The organism is Stenomitos rutilans, assembly GCF_059505485.1.
Map to the genome: position 1 here is coordinate 23,064 of NZ_JCACKR010000078.1, position 18,028 is coordinate 41,091.

At 51.6% G+C, this 18,028-nt stretch carries 17 protein-coding genes; 14 read left to right on the top strand and 3 right to left on the bottom strand.

The window, feature by feature from the left end:
- The first annotated feature begins 26 nt into the window (after positions 1–26).
- Entirely contained in the window at positions 27–1,559 is a 1,533-nt protein-coding gene (locus AC5JLP_RS14050; protein WP_496068542.1) for a pyridoxal phosphate-dependent decarboxylase family protein, read from the top strand.
- Positions 1,560–1,593: 34 nt separating this feature from the next.
- Here AC5JLP_RS14050 and AC5JLP_RS14055 read toward each other — a convergent pair whose 3' ends face one another.
- Complete coding sequence (locus AC5JLP_RS14055; RefSeq protein WP_496068543.1) at positions 1,594–2,184, bottom strand: Uma2 family endonuclease; 591 nt, start codon at positions 2,182–2,184, stop codon at positions 1,594–1,596.
- On the opposite strand from AC5JLP_RS14055, the gene AC5JLP_RS14060 reads away from it, so the two are divergent.
- A complete protein-coding gene (locus AC5JLP_RS14060) occupies positions 2,183–2,485 on the top strand; it encodes a hypothetical protein (protein ID WP_496068544.1) in 303 nt (100 codons plus the stop codon). The two genes, AC5JLP_RS14055 and AC5JLP_RS14060, sit on opposite strands and share 2 nt — an antisense overlap.
- Here AC5JLP_RS14060 and AC5JLP_RS14065 read toward each other — a convergent pair.
- Both AC5JLP_RS14065 and AC5JLP_RS14070 read right to left on the bottom strand, forming a co-directional pair.
- Positions 2,387–4,417 carry a tetratricopeptide repeat protein gene (locus AC5JLP_RS14065; RefSeq protein ID WP_496068545.1) on the bottom strand — a complete coding sequence of 677 codons (2,031 nt, stop codon included), beginning with the start codon at positions 4,415–4,417 and terminating at the stop codon, positions 2,387–2,389. The two genes, AC5JLP_RS14060 and AC5JLP_RS14065, sit on opposite strands and share 99 nt — an antisense overlap.
- Positions 4,410–5,744 (bottom strand): ATP-binding protein, encoded by a 1,335-nt coding sequence (locus AC5JLP_RS14070; protein ID WP_496068546.1) that lies wholly within the window; start codon positions 5,742–5,744, stop codon positions 4,410–4,412. Before AC5JLP_RS14070 ends, AC5JLP_RS14065 begins: the two co-directional genes overlap by 8 nt.
- Before the next feature lie 234 nt (positions 5,745–5,978).
- Here AC5JLP_RS14070 and AC5JLP_RS14075 point away from each other — a divergent pair, with 234 nt between their 5' ends.
- From AC5JLP_RS14075 to AC5JLP_RS14130, 12 genes are all read left to right on the top strand, one after another.
- A complete protein-coding gene (locus AC5JLP_RS14075) occupies positions 5,979–6,152 on the top strand; it encodes a hypothetical protein (protein WP_496068547.1) in 174 nt (57 codons plus the stop codon).
- A gap of 229 nt (positions 6,153–6,381) precedes the next feature.
- The gene (locus AC5JLP_RS14080) at positions 6,382–6,747 is read left to right on the top strand and encodes a hypothetical protein (protein WP_496068548.1); all 366 of its coding nucleotides are present in this window, start codon (positions 6,382–6,384) and stop codon (positions 6,745–6,747) included.
- 369 nt (positions 6,748–7,116) lie between these two features.
- Positions 7,117–7,596, top strand: a complete 480-nt coding sequence (locus AC5JLP_RS14085) for a MarR family winged helix-turn-helix transcriptional regulator (protein WP_496068549.1) — start codon at positions 7,117–7,119, stop codon at positions 7,594–7,596.
- A 119-nt stretch (positions 7,597–7,715) separates the two neighbouring features.
- The gene (locus AC5JLP_RS14090) at positions 7,716–8,051 is read left to right on the top strand and encodes a ribbon-helix-helix domain-containing protein (RefSeq protein ID WP_496068550.1); all 336 of its coding nucleotides are present in this window, start codon (positions 7,716–7,718) and stop codon (positions 8,049–8,051) included.
- Positions 8,052–8,053: 2 nt separating this feature from the next.
- A complete protein-coding gene (locus AC5JLP_RS14095; RefSeq protein WP_496068551.1) occupies positions 8,054–8,770 on the top strand; it encodes a class I SAM-dependent methyltransferase in 717 nt (238 codons plus the stop codon).
- Positions 8,771–8,904: 134 nt separating this feature from the next.
- Complete coding sequence (locus AC5JLP_RS14100) at positions 8,905–10,530, top strand: hypothetical protein (protein WP_496068552.1); 1,626 nt, start codon at positions 8,905–8,907, stop codon at positions 10,528–10,530.
- Between the two features lie 408 nt (positions 10,531–10,938).
- Positions 10,939–13,032, top strand: a complete 2,094-nt coding sequence (locus AC5JLP_RS14105; protein ID WP_496068553.1) for a PAS domain S-box protein — start codon at positions 10,939–10,941, stop codon at positions 13,030–13,032.
- A gap of 46 nt (positions 13,033–13,078) precedes the next feature.
- Entirely contained in the window at positions 13,079–13,801 is a 723-nt protein-coding gene (locus AC5JLP_RS14110) for a cysteine hydrolase family protein (RefSeq protein WP_496068554.1), read from the top strand.
- A gap of 59 nt (positions 13,802–13,860) precedes the next feature.
- Complete coding sequence (locus AC5JLP_RS14115) at positions 13,861–15,012, top strand: substrate-binding domain-containing protein (protein ID WP_496068555.1); 1,152 nt, start codon at positions 13,861–13,863, stop codon at positions 15,010–15,012.
- On the top strand, positions 14,973–16,535 hold the full coding sequence (locus AC5JLP_RS14120; protein ID WP_496068556.1) for a sugar ABC transporter ATP-binding protein: 1,563 nt from the start codon (positions 14,973–14,975) through the stop codon (positions 16,533–16,535). The genes AC5JLP_RS14115 and AC5JLP_RS14120 overlap by 40 nt, the downstream gene beginning before the upstream one ends.
- 79 nt (positions 16,536–16,614) lie before the next feature.
- A complete protein-coding gene (locus AC5JLP_RS14125) occupies positions 16,615–17,559 on the top strand; it encodes an ABC transporter permease (RefSeq protein ID WP_496068557.1) in 945 nt (314 codons plus the stop codon).
- A complete protein-coding gene (locus tag AC5JLP_RS14130; RefSeq protein ID WP_496068558.1) occupies positions 17,552–18,007 on the top strand; it encodes a hypothetical protein in 456 nt (151 codons plus the stop codon). Before AC5JLP_RS14125 ends, AC5JLP_RS14130 begins: the two co-directional genes overlap by 8 nt.
- The last annotated feature ends 21 nt before the right edge of the window (positions 18,008–18,028 follow it).

An 18,028-nucleotide genomic window follows, 5' to 3' on the forward strand; every position in this document is an offset into this window, starting at 1 on the left:
TGTTAACCAGTCTTATTTACTGTGCTATGACCTTCGATCATGATCGCCGTTTCGACCACTTTTTTCTGAATCAATCTGCCGATGGCATTAGCAGCTACAAGGCTGCAATCGCAGACGCTGCTGAGATCCTAATTCAACATTTTGCGTCATCCACTCAAGCCTACAGCGGCTTGATGCCGCAACAGTATAAGTTTCCTGAATTTGATTTTGAGCTATGTCCTGAACAAGGCAATCCCTTGTCCGATGTGTTGCAGCAAGTTGGAGAACTGGTCATTCAACATTCTGCCAATGTTTCGCATCCAACCTGTATTGCACACTTGCACTGCCCGTCTCTGGTACCGTCTCTGGCAGCAGAGCTGTTGATTAGCGCCACCAACCAATCAATGGATTCGTGGGATCAGAGTCCGGCGGCCACATTTTTAGAACAATCTGTCATCGAAGGCTTGTGTCAACTCTTTGGGTTTAACCATCAAGCGGATGGGGTGTTTACCAGTGGTGGTACCCAGTCAAACTTTATGGGATTGCTGTTAGCCCGCGATCGCTATGCCAAAAAGCACTTGCAATGGTCAATTCAAGAACAGGGATTACCGCCTCAAGCCGCCCAGTTTCGGATCTTGTGTTCTGATGTGGCGCACTTCACGGTGCGGCAATCGGCAGCTTTGCTAGGGTTGGGGCATCAAGCTGTTGTTACAGTGCCAACCGATGCCGACTATCGCTTATCGCCATCCCACCTGGAACAGCAGATCATCGCACTTCAGCAGGAAGGGTTATGTCCGATCGCGATTGTGGCAACAGCGGGCACGACTGATTTTGGCAGCATTGACCCACTACCAGGCATCGCTCAACTGGCTCAAGCCTATGATTTGTGGTTGCATGTGGATGCAGCCTATGGTGGAGCCTTAATCATGAGTGATACGTATCGTCATCTGTTGGATGGCATTGCAGCGGCTGATTCACTGACGATCGACTTCCACAAGCTGTTTTACCAACCCATTAGCTGTGGCGCTTTTCTGACTAAAGAACGCACCAACTTTGATCTACTGAAATTACATGCTGATTATTTAAATCCCGAAACAAATGAGCAGTTGGACATTCTCGATTTAGTGGTCAAATCGGTACAAACGACGCGGCGATTTGATGCACTCAAACTCTTTATGTCAATGCAATGCCTGGGTCGCAAAACCTTTGCAGATATGATTGAGACAACGATCGACACCGCGCGAGAAATGGCTGCTTTATTAAAGGTTGACCCAGCCTTTGAGCTTGTCACAATGCCGACTATCAACGCAGTTGTGTTTCGCTACGTTCCTCAAAGCCAGCCCTCAAACCAGGCAACAGCGGCGTTATCCAATCAAATTAATCAAGCCATTCGTCTGAAGTTAATACAAACAGGACAAGCCATCATTGCTCAAACGCAGATTGGCGATTTTGTCTATCTGAAGGTCACGTTGCTGAATCCTCGCACCACGATCGCCCATCTCAAAAGCTTGTTAGAAGAAATAAAGACGATCGGGCAGGCGTTGGAAACCTCCCTGCTGTCTCCTACTAACGAGTGCTGAGGCTCGTGAATTACAGTTGTTTGCAAATGGATACTTAATTTTGTCCAAACGCCAGCATTTGAGCAGCGCTCAGCTTAAAACCAGGAATGACTGTTGAAGCCAGAGGCGTATCGCCCGTATAAACTGTGTCTTCGTATTGCCCCTTCACCCACAGGCACAGGGTTACTTGCTGCTGTTCGGGGTCAATAATCCAGTATTCCGCAATCCCTCGTGCGGCATATTCTGTGTGTTTGAAGCGGTAGTCTCCGTCCCGATTTTCTGTACCAGGTGACACGACCTCAACCACTAAAGCGAGTGGAGGCATATCCTTTGTGATCACATTACGAGTTGTTTCAGCTAAAGCGGCAGCAGATTCTTCCGTATGTAACAAAAGGTCGGGAATACGACAGGTCGCCCTTCTGCCCGAAACTTCCACCTCGGTATTGTAAGCAACCAACAATAGCGGTACATATTTAGCTAACTCAAACAGCAAAAACTTGGCAATATTACTATTTCCAAAAGATTCTGTAGGCATCTCGACTAATGCTCCATCCACCAATTCGTAGCGCGTGTCGGTGCCATCGTCATAGGCAAGATATTCCGTCATGGTCATTAACTTGGGGGCACTGGGTGCAGTTTGAGTCATGGCAGGAAGCTCCAGAAACGCTGCTGTAACGCTGTCAGGGTGGAAAACTGGGTGCGTCAATCTTAGCAAATCCTGGCACGATCGCCCCTCTACCCCACTACTCGTCCGTCCCGCACACCGATCGCTCTCCCTTCAATTGCAGCGTCACAGCAGGGGCGATCGCCCTTCATCCCGCACCGCTTGGCACCCTATTCCCTATTCCCTACTCCCCCGACCCTTCAAGCCGATCGAGATTCCGCTGAACGATCGCTGCACGGTATTCATCGCCAAATTCCACAAAGAGTTCCAACGCCTGCTGTAACCAGGTTCTCGCGTCTGCCGGGTCGCCTTCTGCCTCTGTCAACAACCCTAGCTGATTAAACGTACTTGCTTGGCTGTAGCGATCGTTGAACTCGACGTAGAGTTGCAGTGCCTGCTGGTAGTGGCGGCGTGCCTCCTCAAACTCGCGCAACTCCTGCGCCACAATGCCTAGTTGGTGGTAGGTGCTGGCTTGGGAGTAGCGATCGTTGAACTCGATTTTGAGTTGCAATGCCTGCTGGTAGTGGCGGCGTGCCTCCTCAAACTCGCGCAACTCCTGTGCCACGCTGCCTAAGTTGTGGTAAGTGCCTGCTTGTTCGTAGCGATCGTTGAACTCGATTTTGAGTTGCAATGCCTGCTGGTAGTGGCGGCGTGCCTCCTCAAACTCGCGCAACTCCTGTGCCACGCTGCCTAAGTTGTGGTAAGTGCCTGCTTGTTCGTAGCGATCGTTGAACTCGGCGTAGAGTTGCAGTGCCTGCTGGTAGTGGCGGCGTGCCTCCTCAAACTCGCGCAGTTCCTCTGCCACGATGCCTAATTGGTGGTAGGTACCCGCTTGCTCGTAGCGATCGTTGAACTCGGCGTAGAGTTGCAGTGCCTGCTGGTAGTGGCGGCGTGCCTCCTCAAACTCGCGCAGTTCCTGTGCCACGATGCCTAATTGGTGGTAGGTGCTGGCTTGGCGGTAGCGATCGTTGAACTCGGCGTAGAGTTGCAGTGCCTGCTGGTAGTGGCGGCGTGCCTCCTCAAACTCGCGCAGTTCCTGTGCCACGATGCCTAATTGGTGGTAGGTGCTGGCTTGGCGGTAGCGATCGTTGAACTCGGCGTAGAGTTGCAGTGCCTGCTGGTAGTGGCGGCGTGCCTCCTCAAACTCGCGCAGTTCCTGTGCCACGATGCCTAATTGGTGGTAGGTGCTGGCTTGGGAGTAGCGATCGCCCAGGCTTTCATTGATGGCTAAGCTTTGGTGATAGAACGCTCTCGCCTGCTCAAATTGCCGCTGCTCTAGTGCGATATCCCCCAGATCGGCAAAGCCGATTGAAATCCGTTCAGATTGATTTAGCGCTTGAGCAAGCTTCAGCGCTGTTTCGTAGGTGGCAACAGCCTTCTCAAATTGCCGCATCTGCTTGTATGCATTGCCTAGCCTACGGTGCAGACTTTGAATCAGTACTGGATCAGGATGCTTGTCCATCACCTTCAAACCTTCTAGAAAATAATCTTTTGCCTTCTCTGGCTGTTGCTGCGTCAGGTATGCCGACCCAATCTTGTAATAAACCTCGCTACAGAGGTGTACGTCCTGGGTTGCGATCGCTTTCCCAGACGGACGAAGCTCCATCAACAGCGTCTGTAGCTGCTGAATCTGGGCTTGATTCTCACTCGATGCTATTCTGCGTAACGGCTGCTCAACTGCCTCAACCCGCAACTGCTCAATATTCTGCGTTGAGGTCTTAAACCGAAAGGTGCCCGACTGCCAGGCATAAAAATCAGGCGCGTACTGGCTAATCCGGGTAATGGCATAATCGGGCAGCACAAACAGCAGGGGATGCGGCACACTCTGGCGATAGGCATCCCGCACAAAGTTCAAATCTTGTAAAAGCGGCGGATATGCCCCCACGCCATCCATGCCGATCGCCACTTCCAACCCTTGAATCAGCAGCACCAACTTTTTACCCGTTTCGGTGCGCGTCAGCCGCTGGATCAAGGCATCGCGCAAAAATCGCAAGTCCCGCTCCTGAGAAAAATTCAACACCTCTAAACGAATCGCTGTATCGGCAAGATGCTCCCGCAACGCCTCGACTAAAATACCTTTCTCCTGCTCTTGATTCACCTCGACGAAGCCGATCGTCAGTCCCTCAGCAAAATCAATAAACGTCAGCAGTTCAGCAAACTCCTGCTGATTCTGCTCCAGAAATGAACGACGATCGATCGTGGAAAGCTCAGGCATTTGATGGCAAGATGTCCCTCAGTGCTCGTTGAAACAGTTCGCTGCGGCGCACGGCTGGATTGGGAAAATTCCAGCGATCCAGCCCGTTGTATTCCAAAACAGACGTGTTGAACAGCATTAACTGACCCGTCTCATCTTTGGTAATATTCTTCGTCAAACAAACCTTTGCCAGCAGCGGATAGTGGTCGTCGGGAATAAACCGCTCAAAGTTAAACTGCTGCTGCTTGGCAGCATACTCCACATCCTCTGCCTGAATTTTGGCGTGTTTACGAGTGCTGGCTGTTTGACACGCGCTCCGCATCATTTGCATCAACTGCCTCACGTGCCCCCCGCTTGCCTGCACCAGGCTCATCATCTCAATTTCTGACTCAAATACCTGGGCAGCATCCACCCGCTTCTCAATAATCCGTGCTAGGCACGTCAGTCCATCAAGCTTGTCGTCAAGCTCATAGCGATCGCGCACCAACTGATAGACATTCACCATCGAAACGATATGGGGTTCACCAAAGGTATTGAAGATGTTTTTAGGCGAACACAACACGGAAATTGGCACTGTGTAAATAATGGTGCAATTTAACTCTTGAAGCTGAGCCGCGTAGTCAAAAAATAAATGATTACCAACCTGAGGCGGAACGCGATCGAGGTTATCAAAAATAACGAGAAACCCTTTGGGATAGCGATCTTTAATTTTTTGATACGCATCTCGTAGCAGCAGGTTGACATCCGCTTTTAATCGCGAAATATCCTGTTGCAAAACTTGCCGAATCACCGTTTTTCGCTTATCCGATCCCTTGATTTGCGCCAGCAGCTTAACGAGTAGCTTGGCAATCAGAGGAGCGCCACCTGCTAAACTCGCCTCAGCCTGAACATTAATGGAACTCTCAATCGTTTGTTCATTTTCTTGAGTCACGTCCATAAACCACTTTTCAAAGCTTGTGAGCAACCCCGCATCAAAACTCAGCCCCATCTCTCGCAGGGCAAATTCGACTTGCTTAATCACAATCAAATAAAAGTCGGTATATTCGGCATCGTTGATATCGGTTTCTTCATTCGCTTCCAGGTAAATCACCCGGTAATTTTGTTCCCATTGGCGGCGAATGCGTTGAAGCTCGGTACTTTTGCCGCAGCCTCGATGTCCCGTGAAGAGAAGCGTGCAAAAATCTCCTGCTTCTTGAAACTCTAAATTCGTGTTGATCCCTTCGATCGCTTCAGTTTTACGCACGGGTGCCAGATCGACGTAGTACCGCTCTAACCCTGCACCCACCAGGGGATCGACATCGCAGAGTTGAAAGGCTTCCTTCAACGTTTTGGCACGATAATCAGTCATAGAGTTCCAATCGAGATCAGGCTCAGCCGATCAAGTACGCTTCCTCTATCCTACAGGGTACGGTTCCCTTGCCAACCGCAACCGTGGCTGTGAGAGAACGTCAGTCGTCTTGCCCTTTCCTATCGCTCCAAGCCCAGCCCTGGCAACCTTAGCTGTCCTGTACATCTCCAAGGTGTCCCTCGAATCACCCAGACCTCGGAGGTTTTCAAAACCTCCGAGGTCTAAGAGAACGAATTGCCCTGTCGATCGCACCAATCGGCTCGTCGATCGCACCAATCGGCTCGTCGATTGAACGAATTGACTCGTCGATCAATTGAATTGCCCCGACGATCGCACGAATCGACCCGTCGAGATGAAGTACTGGTAAATCTCGTGACTCGATCGCCCCTCTTTCTGGCACTTGCTTGAAGAGTCCTTAAAGCCAGCGCCACAGTGATGCGTTCGAGAGTGCGATCAGGGCACCTTCAGCCTATCGCGACCAACTTAACGCCAGCCCACTGCGGGCAGAAGGGAGCCAGAAGCCAAAAGTCGCCATCCTTCTAACTCCTGACTTCTAACTCCTGGCTCCCCTACCCAATTTGTCTGGGGTTAAGGGAAGCTTGACCCTCTCCACGTCCATCATCAGGGAATCCCAATTATGTTCACGCAAAACACCAATAATCGTCTCAGCCTCAGCATCCTGAACGCCGATCAAGACATCTTTCAGGGCTTGCAGACCATCACAGACTATACCCCTCAGCGCCAGGAAGCCTCTATCCCACAGATTGAGCAGGCTCAGGCAGAGATGCGGCAATCACAACAGCTTGAAGCTCAGCTCAAGGCTCAGTATCGTGCAGCGCTGGATGCCGCTCGTTTAGCTGAGTGGGCGTTTCATAACACCATTTTGGAAGCCAAAAATGCCGTCATTGCCCAGTTTGGAGCCGATAGCAGCGAAGCCCAAACGGTCGGACGCAAGAAAAAATCCGCCTACAAGCGCCCCATGCGCCAGAAGAAAGCCGCGTAGTCTTCGTAATTGCGCGATCGTCTTTCTAATCGGGAGGCGATCGCTGCTCTTTGAAGCAGATGAGTTAGCTGAAGAAATCCGCCTTGTCTAGCTTCGGTGCTCATACCGATTTAAAGAATGACGGCTACAGATCAATCGGTGGGTAGGGGCAAGGCATTGCCTTGCCCCTACAGGATGTGTCGCATTTTCAATTCAAATTGGTATCAGCTCTATCCTTAATAGACGAGAACCTAGAAGCGATTCAAGCAGTGATGTCTCGCCCTTTTGTTTGCACTAGTACTGTCTATAAGCTATATTGAATGGGCCGAGGTATTCAACTGCACATCGTTTAATGAATCTCACTGAAAAGCATGTTTTTAGAGGTGACCAGTGACGCAGACAGACGTTCAAGACACAGCAGCGCGACAATCAGCCACCCGACAAGCTGCACAGGAACCCTTTCTGCCAGTCATGCGGGAGCTTGCCCGGACGTTTCAAGCCTTTAGCGCTTATGACGAAGATCATATTCGTCAGCTAAACTTAACGTCTCCTCAGTTTGACGTGATCTGTACACTGGGCAACACAGCAGGCATGACGATGGGGCAGCTTGCCGAAAAAACGCTCGTCACCAAAGGAACGTTAACGGGCATCATTGATCGCCTGGAGCGCAAAGGACTGGTACGCCGCGAAGTGCCACCCGAAAACCGACGCTGCTTCATGATTGTGCTGACGACCGAGGGCGATCGCGTGTTTGAAAAGGTTTTTCCGGCTCACATTGCCTACTTGAAAGAACGCTTTGGCAAGCTAAACGAGCAAGAGTTAACGGAGATTGAACAGGCGCTCAAAAAGCTACGCAAACTGTTTTCGTGATCTGGTTGATACTGTAAGTGGCACAAATTAGGGCGGGTAGTCTGAGCGATCGGTTGCATAACTGACTCAACATACTACACTTGTATTACGAACTGTCCACCATTAGAAGGAGTCCCGTAATGCATACACTTACCCGCACCGCCACCACTGACATGGAAGTCACCAGTATTCGTCTGGAGCGGGAGTTAAAAGAAAAACTCAAAGAACTCTCCGGCAATCAAGGCTACCAGGCACTTATTCGTGATGTCCTCTGGCAGTACGTACAGCAAAAATCGGGAGACTACCCGCTGCAAGCTCTGCCCGAAATTCGCGTCACGGTTCCTGCCACCGCACGTCAAGAAGAACGCTGTATGCTCACAGGCAAACTCATCCAACCCAATGAACCGATGCTGTTAGGGCTGACGACGACGGGAGGCATGGTGCCCCTCAGTGCTACCAGTTTGCAGGACGCTTAAGCATGAGAACTGATCAAATCTGGCAAAACCGCGCCGTGGCAGAAAGCTTTTTGACGGGTGTACGCGGTGCTATTCCGTTTGCAACGGAGCAGATCAACATTGCTCTGCGTGTACTCGATCAGCTGCATATGCCCATCACACAGGTTGCCGATTTGGGCTGCGGTGATGGGGCGATCGCCCAGGCTGTTCTCACCCGCTACCCCACAGCACACATCACCGCGATCGACTTTTCAGAGCCAATGCTGGAACAGGCAAAGCAGCGCTTGCAGCCCTTTGGCGATCGAGTAACCCTGATGCAGGCCGACTTGTACACGCCTGACTGGCAAACGGGTCTAGGGAGCTTTGACGCGATCGTGTCCGGCTACTGCATTCACCATTTGCCGGACGATCGCAAGCAGTCTCTATACCGCGAGATCTTTCACCACTTGCGCTCAGGCGGCAGCTTCCTCAATCTCGAACACGTGGCCTCAGCAGACCCCTGGGTTGAGGCGTTGTTTAACGACACGCTGGTTGATGCGATTTACCAATGGCATCAAACGCAGGGCGATCGACGATCGCGCGAGGAAATTGGGCAAACGTTTGTCTATCGAGAAGATAAAAAGGCGAATATCCTTGCCCCTGTTGAGGTGCAGTGCGAATGGCTGCGAACGATCGGCTTTCAACAAGTAGACTGTTTCTTCAAGTTTTTTGAACTTGCAGTCTTTGGCGGAGTCCGTTGACCGGAATGTGGCGATCGTTGTTGTAGAGATTGATAGAAATACTTCTAGCAAAGAATAGACTGCTGTCAAGGGTTGCGCAACCGCTAGCCTCACAGCAGTCTGCTCTCTACAGCCCACTACACAAGGTCTATCGTATGCCTTCAGATCAAAAACCATTGGAACAAGTGCCCGCTGCTCCTGCCAGCGCTTCTGCTAGCACCACCACAGCTGGAGCAAGGTCTTCTACGAGCGCGTCCAGTGCAGCCACACCAACACGACCAGCCAACGCCACGAGCACTGCGACTGTGCCGTTGCGAGAGCCAAAAGCGATCGACATCAGCCGCTTCAACGCGCTCACAGGTGATTGGAAGGGCAAGCCCGTCGAAGATTTGAAGCGACTGTTTACCAAGCAAGTCATCCTCGACGACACGACCACCATTGACGTGCCAACGATCGCGGTTCCTGGTTATATCGGCATTACAGATGCCGTGAGCGTGACTGATCCAGCAGGCAATACCGTCTCTGGTCACGCCGATATTGCTAAATTTTTAGCAAGAGATGGGTTGTTGATCTGTACTTATCAGTGGCACAAAGAGCGCTACGGCACCCCGATCGACACCCGCAGCCCGCTAAGTGCAGAACTTTTTCAAGAAGCATTTATGAAAAATGAAGGCCATCATGCTGGCGCGATTGTTCCCGCTCAGCGGTTGGATAAGACCGGCAAGCTGATTGATTCGTTTGGCACCTTCAATGAACCAAATGACTACCATCGCGGCCTGTACGGTAAAGATGGGTATGTGGCAGTGGCACAGCGCCTCGTCTTCCCAGCCTTTGTCACGCCAGAACAAGCACGCGGTTACACCAACTCCATCATCAACTGGTTTGCACTGCTTAATCCCTTTGCTCAGTTTCCAAAAGACTATAACGGTGGTGATCCCACACGGGTGTCCGATCGCGCCACTCTGAAGGAATTTTTGAAGAATGGTTTACTTGCGGCTGTCGGCGATCCACGCGCACTAACCTTTTTCAACGATCCAGCCAATAAGACCTATTGTGCCGAGTTCATGTTTATTGGCTTGAATACGCCAGTCTACCCCTTCAACTTAAAGACCATTACCAGTTTGCTGGATGGCGATAGCTTTAAGGCGAAGCAAATTTTGGAACTCAAGGAACTGCAAAATAACAAGAAGGCAAACCTACTGAGCACGAAAACTGGAAATCCCGAGTTCAAAGCCTTCAGCATCTCCATGCCGCCAGTCCCAGAAGATTTACCCCCACTGGATGAGCTAATGACGCGAAATGGACAGACGATCGCACCCAATAGCTTACCCTTCCCACCCTTTAAGATTTCGCAGGTGATCCGTCGTGCATACCACACACTTTTACCCCGCGATAAGTTTGGGAATGAAAAGTTAATTGACGCACAGGCAAGGCTCTTTAAGTTTATGGAGCCTGCCCTTCTGCAACAATTAGGGCTGCAAGATTTACCGTCAAGCGACCCAAAAGTGATTGGGGTAAGTCAGTTCGTTGCTCTGGTGAGCCAGCAGCTTGATCAGTCCTACAGCTCAGCAGCAGCGTTCGACGCCGCCATCGACGCCGTGATGCAAAAAGCCGATGAAATGCTGGTTGGCGCGGGCGATCGCGCATATTTTGTACCACCTCGCATCTACGTCGATTTGGGCCAAAACGACGGCGACAATAATTTGCCGCAAGGGTGGGGCTTTAAGCTGGAAACAGTGGGTGCTCTTGTCGCTCGCGGTGTGATCCGAGGCAACCCATAGCGCATTGGCCGCGTCAAACAACTGAAAGTCAAACAACTGACACCGTAGACGGAAAGGCAGGAGGCGTTAAATCTCTCCTGCCTTTTGTCTTGAAATTGCCACTACTGGACGTGTTCGGACTCTCTAGGGACATTGCATGTGATACCAATTTGAATTGAAAATGCGACACATCCTTTAGGGGCAAGGCAATGCCTTGCCCCTACCCACCGATTGATCTGTAGCCGTCATTCTTTAAATCGGTATGACGTTCTTGCAGAGTGCTTTAGTCATCTAAATTCTTAGTGCGGCGGCTGTTGCCATTCAGTCAAAGTGGGGATGAATAGACAGAGGTCTTCATCAGTAGGGTGTGGTAAATATGGGCTGTGACATGCCCCGGCATACTGTTCGATTCAAACAAGGTTGACCGAGATGGAGCAGCAGAAGACTGCATTGGAGCACCTGGAGATCGGCCTGCCGACTTCAACGGCAGAATTTCAGGCACTCTTTGCAGCGATCGACGATTTTCTCTTTGTCTTCGACGCACAAGGTCACCCTTTGCGAATCTTGCCAACGCGCCTCGTCCTTTCACAGCAGTCAAACTCAAGCGTAGAAGACCGCTCTCACTACAGGTTTTTGCCGCCCGCGCATACCGCTCCGTTTCTCGATGCTATCCGTCAGGTGTTAAGGACAGGTGAAACGGTTAGTTTGATCTACAGCCTGCCGTTTGACACAGCAGAGCTTTTTTTTGAAGCGCACATTACGCCCTACGCAAACAACTCTGTCCTCTGGAGAGGGCGCAACATTACTGAACGTAAGCAGACTCAAGACGTGCTGCAACGGGGGGAAGAACGCTATCGATCGCTGCTTGAGGCAACGTCTCAAATCATTTGGGACACGAAAGCAGAGGGTGAGTTTGTTACAGAACAACCCGGTTGGAGTGCTTTTACAGGGCAGTCGTTCGAGGAACTTCAAGGATGGGGCTGGCTGAGCGCAATTCACCCAGACGATCGCGCCCAAATTGCTCACGCCTGGACGCGGGCTATTGCGACTCGATCGCTGTACAGAGCTGAATATCGCCTCCGTCGATATGACGGTGAGTACCGAGAGATGAGCGTTTGCGCGTTAGCCGTCCTGGAGCCAGATGGCCGTATTCGAGAGTGGATTGGTGTTCACACAGATATCACGGAGCGTCAGCAAGCAGCAGACTTACTGAAAAAGAGCGAAGAACGCTTTCGCAGCTATTTCAACCTGCCGCTACTGGGCATTGCCATCACGTCACCAGAAAAAGGTTGGCTGGATGTCAACGATAAAGCGTGTGCAATGCTGGGCTACTCGCGCGACGAACTGATTCGCTTAACCTGGGCTGAGTTAACGAATGCAGAAGATCTCGTGCTTGACAGTAAGTTGTTCAACGAGATGCTCTCCGGGCAGATTGAGCAATACGACATGGATAAGCGTTACATCTGCAAGGATGGCACGACACTTTGTACCCACCTGGGAGTGGGTTGTGTGCGTAAACCAGATGGTAGCGTTGACTACACTGTCGCGCTGATGCAGGATATTACCGAGCGCAAACTGGCAGAGGACGCATTGCGTGAATCAGAAGCTCAGTTGAGGGCGCAAACGCAAGCATTGGAGGAAACCCTGCGATCGCTGCGGCGAACCCAGGCACAACTGGTACACAGTGAAAAAATGTCCAGCCTGGGGCAGTTAGTAGCGGGCATTGCTCATGAAGTCAACAACCCCGTCAACTTTATTCACGGCAACCTTAATCATGTCAGCGATTATATTCACGACATCTTAAAACTGATTCAGGTCTATCAGCAGCAGTATCCTCACCCAACGGCGGCAGTGGAAGCAGCGAGCGATGAAATCGATTTGGACTTTTTGATGGAAGATTTGCCCAAAGTGGTATCCTCCATAAGAATGGGGTCTGAGCGGATTCGCCAGATTGTGCTGTCGTTACGCAACTTCTCTCGCCTGGACGAAGCAGAGATGAAATTGGTTGACATTCATGAAGGCATTGACAACACACTCCTAATTTTGCAAAGCCGCTTGAAAGTGAGAGCAGGCAAACCCGGTATTCAGGTCATTAAGGACTATGGCGACCTGCCTCCGATCGCCTGCTATGCTGGTCAACTCAATCAGGTGTTTATGAATATTCTGGCAAACGCGATCGATGCGTTAGATGAGGAGTCAAAACCTCTTGCCTCCGGGATGGCAAACCCATCCTTCGCAACCTGTCATCTATCGCCAAACATTCATCTACAGACGACAATGGCAGACCCGGACTGGGTTGAAATTCACATTGCCGATAATGGTGTGGGTATGACTGAGACGATACGATCGCGACTTTTCGACCCCTTTTTCACGACAAAACCGATTGGCAAAGGCACGGGGATGGGTTTAGCCATTAGCTATCAAATTGTGGTGGACAAACACTGTGGTCAACTGGAGTGCAGTTCCACACCCGGACAAGGCACAAAATTTACCATCAGAATTCCAGTGCGGCAGAAGGAGTAAGCTCCAGTGCCAGTTTGTTAGTACCGAATCATAAGAGAGCGCTTTGATGAAGACTGAAATGTATTGCTATACCCACAATCGCGATCGCACACCGTTGACCTCTGCCTTTGACTCATGGCTCAACCCAGAGCGGACAGCCGTGCTCTGTATCGACATGCATCGGGGTCATTTAGAGTTAGAGTCTACCTGTCCAGCCCCACGCGCGATCGCCAAAATCGAAGCACACAACGCGTTTCATCGCCGCGTCCGTGACCTCAACATTCCATTAATCATGGTGCAGCACTGGCAGCGACACGGCGGCATTGATGACGTCGCTTCGCGCAAAAAAACGGGCAAAGCAAACTGGCGCTACCTCTATGAACTGTATCTACCGCCTAATCCGTTGATGGATCAGCACAGTTGGGAAGGTACCCCCTGGTTGGATTTGATGGTAGAAACTGCGCCAACTGATTACTACATTCGGACTAAAAAACGGCTCAGTGGCTTCTACCCTACCGATTTGGAGTTTCTACTTCGCAATTTAGATGTCGATAATGTCGTGCTAACGGGCACCTTCACGGATGCTTGTGTCTTGAGCACCGCTTTTGATGCTGCCAATCGAGATTTTCGTGTGCTGGTGCCTCGTGACATCGTGGCAGGCTTTTCCGAGGAGGCGGAACACGGTGCGCTACTGGTTATTTCGTTGCATTTAGGGCTGGTGGTTGATTCAGAGGCGCTACTACAGGAGTGGCACACCCGCCAAAAATTGGAGATGACGACTGTTGGCTAACGTCAGAAGCATGACGTGGGCCTGTCCGCTTTGAACCTATTGTTGTGAGAAAACGTGTTGTGAGCAAACAAATGCAGTACCGCTTGAAGACGGCACTTTTGAAGACGGCACTTCCTGTTGCCCTGGTGAGTACGCTCCTGGCGGCAGGTTGTACTCAAAAACCGTCTGCCACGACGACAGACGCCACTAAAACAGACCGGTCGATCGCCTCACCCAGCGCCGAAACGGTCGATCGCCTGCGTGGAGTCGTCGAACCCGCAACGGCAAAGAAACCCTACCGCATCGGTATCGCTGTGGTGCAACTGGCAGACGACTACTGGAAAGGCATGGTCTATGGGCTAGTTGATGAAGCTAAACAGTCTAAAGTCGAGATTGTACGAGTTTTAGCGGCTGGTGGCTATGGCAAAACGTCGGAGCAAATCGCTCAACTGGAGGCACTGGAAGCGCTGAAGGTGGATGCCATTATTTTGGGTGCTGCTGATTTTGATGGCTACGATCAGGTGGTCAAACGGCTGACGGATAAGGGTATTAAAGTCATTGCTGCTGGGGTGCCAGTGAACAGCAAGCTGGTTTCGCTGGGTGTCACGATGGACGAGATTGAGATTGGCAAAACGATCGCCAGCTATATCTGCAAGCAAGATGCCAAAGCAGAAGTGATTGCACTGCCCGGCCCCAAAGGCCCTGCCTGGAACAAACTGCGCTTTGATGGCGTGCAGGCTGGTGCGAAGGACTGTCCCGGTATGAAGCTTGTGGGCAATACTTTCGCAGGCGACATCACTATTGAAGATGGGCAATCCCAAGCATCGGACATGATGATCAAATATCCCGAAGCCAAGTACATCTACGCCGCAGCAGGCGGATTGGGCACAGGAGCAGGGCTGGCAACCAAGCGCATGAATCGCGAAACAAAAGTTGTCACCTCTGCGGTAACGGCTAAAACCGTTGACTTGATTAAGGATGGGCACATTGCAATGGTGGTTTCAGAGCCAGGCATTTTGATTGGACGATCGCTCGTTCAATACACGATCCGGCTACTCAATGGCGACCCCATGCCCAATCTAAAAAAAGGCGACCCCATCCCCTACCCGCAGTTCTTGATTCCCATGTTTGAACTCACGGCAGACAAACTGCCCTCCTATAACCTGAGCACCTACGACCAGCCGCCTACAGGATGGCAACCTCCTGCCTCTGCCCAAGCCGCCGCCCAATGACGATCGCCCCAGACCATCCATCAAAACCCGCACTCCTCCAGGTTGAAGGGGTTTCAAAATGGTTTGGCACCACGCAGGCGCTCAACGGCGCAACACTCACCCTTCAGGCTGGCGAAATTCACGTCCTGCTGGGTGAGAACGGCGCTGGAAAATCCACCCTAGCAAAAATCATCGCGGGTGTGCATAGATTGGATGCAGGCACAATGCAGCTAAATGGCAAACCAATCCACAGCCGCACTGTGCAAGCCGCTCGACATCTGGGCATCGCAATGGTGTTTCAGGAATTGTCGCTAGCACCTGATCTTACCGTCCTCGACAACCTGTTTTTAGGGCAGGAAGGCAGCCATCCCCTAGCGTGGCTCCGTCGATCGCAGGAACGGCAGCGCTGTCAGGCAGTGTTTGAAACGCTGGCGCTTGATCTGCCGCTAGAGGCACCCGTGCGATCGCTCACTATTGCCCAAAAGCAATTGCTGGAAATTGCCAAAGCGCTGGTACAGCAACCGCGTCTGGTCATTATGGACGAACCCACTGCTACGCTAACCGATCGCGAAAAACGCTTTCTATTCCAAACGCTGCAAACTCTGAAACAGCGCGGGGTGTCTATCCTCTATGTCACTCACCATCTGCGCGAAGTGTTGGAAATCGGCACCCGTGTGAGCGCCATGCTCGATGGTGCCGTTAAAACCACAGCTGCTGTCACTCCAGCTTTAACAGAGTCCGTCTTGCTGGAAATGCTGACAGGACGACAGTTGTCAATGGTGGTGGCGCGAGCGTCCTACGCAGCAGATCAACCGCTTTTAACGGTCGAAAATTTAGCAACCAAAACCTGTCAGAACATTCACCTGCAAATCGCACCAGGCGAAATTGCCGGCATCTACGGCATCGTGGGCTGCGGACGAGAAAGTGTAGGACGCACGATCGCCGGACTAGCTAAACCTTTGCACGGCACCATGACGCTAGCAGGGCAACACTACGCACCTCGCCATCCGGGAGCCGCTTTAGCTCAAGGCGTGGGCTTTCTACCCGCCGATCGTAAAGAAGCAGGCATCCTCGCAGAACGTTCCATCTGCGAAAACCTCAACCTTTCTAATCTAGAAGCCTTTGCCAAACGGGGGCTTTTGTCTACCGCTCAAGAGCGCTTGCATACGACCCAACAGCTAGAGCAGCTACAGGTTCGCTACACTTCGATCGAAGAGCCAATTACCCATCTCAGCGGTGGCAATCAGCAAAAAATCTTGTTTGGACGCGCGATCGTCCGCGCCTCACGTCTTCTGGTGATGGAAGATCCCACCGCAGGCATTGATATGGGCACCCGCCTTGAACTGTATCGCCAGATGAAAGATCTTGCCGATCGTGGTGCCAGTTTCCTGCTTCTCTCCAGCGATCTCGTCGAAACCCTCCTGCTCTGCAACCGTGTGTATTCGATGTATGAAGGGGCGATCGTCGATGAAGTCATTAACCCTACCCTTAACGATGAAGAACGAGTCCTAGCCAACGTTTTAGGCAAAAGCATGAAGGAATAAAGCTTCTATGTCTTAGGGTACCTCAAACGCTCTTTCATCGTGCTCACGGCGTGTAGTAACGTATCTGTCCGTTCTGACCATGAATCTTACGCAACGCTTCCGGTTCAAGCTCAACGAATTTGCTTTACCCCTCTTCATTCTTGTTTTGGCGATCGCCACTGGGTTGATTGAACCTCGGTTTTGGTCGAGCGATAACCTGGTGAATTTGAGTCGGCAACTGGCAACGCTGATGGTTATTTCGGTGGGTCAAGCGTTGGCAGTGATAAGCGGCGGGCTGGATCTGTCTTTGGCGGCGGTGCTGGCACTTAGCGGGGTGTATGGGGTCATCGTCATGAACAAAGCAGGTTTAGCGATCGGCGTTCTGATGATGCTGCTCACCGGGGCGGGTTTTGGCTTTATAAATGGCTGTATCATTACTGTCTTTGGCGTGTCTCCCTTCATTGTCACGCTGGGGATGCTGTCGGTGGCTAGAGGGTTGGCGCTCATTGCTACAGGTGGTTTGCCGCTTTATGATGTGCCAAGCGCACTGAGCGATATTTTCGGCTTCAGCAATGTGTTTGGCATCCCTACGCCCGCGCTGATTGCGATCGCAACGCTCCTTCTGGGTCACGTGCTGCTACGGCATACCGTGTTTGGACGCTATGTCTATGCGATCGGCTCCAATACCAGAGCGGCTTTCAACTCCGGCATCAATGTTCGAGTTCAAACGCTGCTGATCTACACCTTCACAGGTACCACAGCAGGTGTTGCTGCCGTTGTGCTGACAGCCTGGGTGAGTGCTGCACAACCCTTAGCGGCAACTGGACTGGAATTACAATCTCTTGCAGCCGTCGTGGTTGGTGGCGTGGCGCTCACAGGAGGCATGGGCAGCATGTTGAATGCGTTTTATGGCGTACTCATTCTAGGAATGCTGTCAAATTCGCTCAATATGGTCGGGGTGTCGTCCTTTATGCAAACGCTGGTGATTGGGCTAGTCATTGTGATTGCTGTAGTGCTGGATAAGGTGCGCCGCAACGGTGTTTAAGCCGTGGGGAGACGGTTTTCCCCCACGATCGCAGCACCCAACTGTAGTGCTTTTTCACTACGATCGTAGTAAGCAAGCGCGGGGGTATGTGATGCAAATTGGTCGTTTCTTTTCCTTGCAGCAGGGTCGAGTGGGGCAGTATTTAGCGCCTAGAGTGCTGGTTGTGCGATCGCCCTTTCGAGCGTTTTCTCCTACAGTCTGCTACTTCGGGTTTGATCACCTCAAGCAAGCGCAAACGTTTGCCCAAAAGCTTGCCAGCATAGGTGCCAGCTTTCAAATCCGTCGCAGCCGTATTATGCCGCAAGCTTACGAAATTCGGTTGCGCGGACACAGTGACCTGGCAAGGACATTAGCGTATTGGGAGCGGCAGAGCGACAGAACTCGGCGTTCATCCAATAGTCAAACGCCTTCCCATCAAAGGATTGAGAGAAGCGCGATCGCCGCTTAGAGGACACTTGCGGCATAGGGA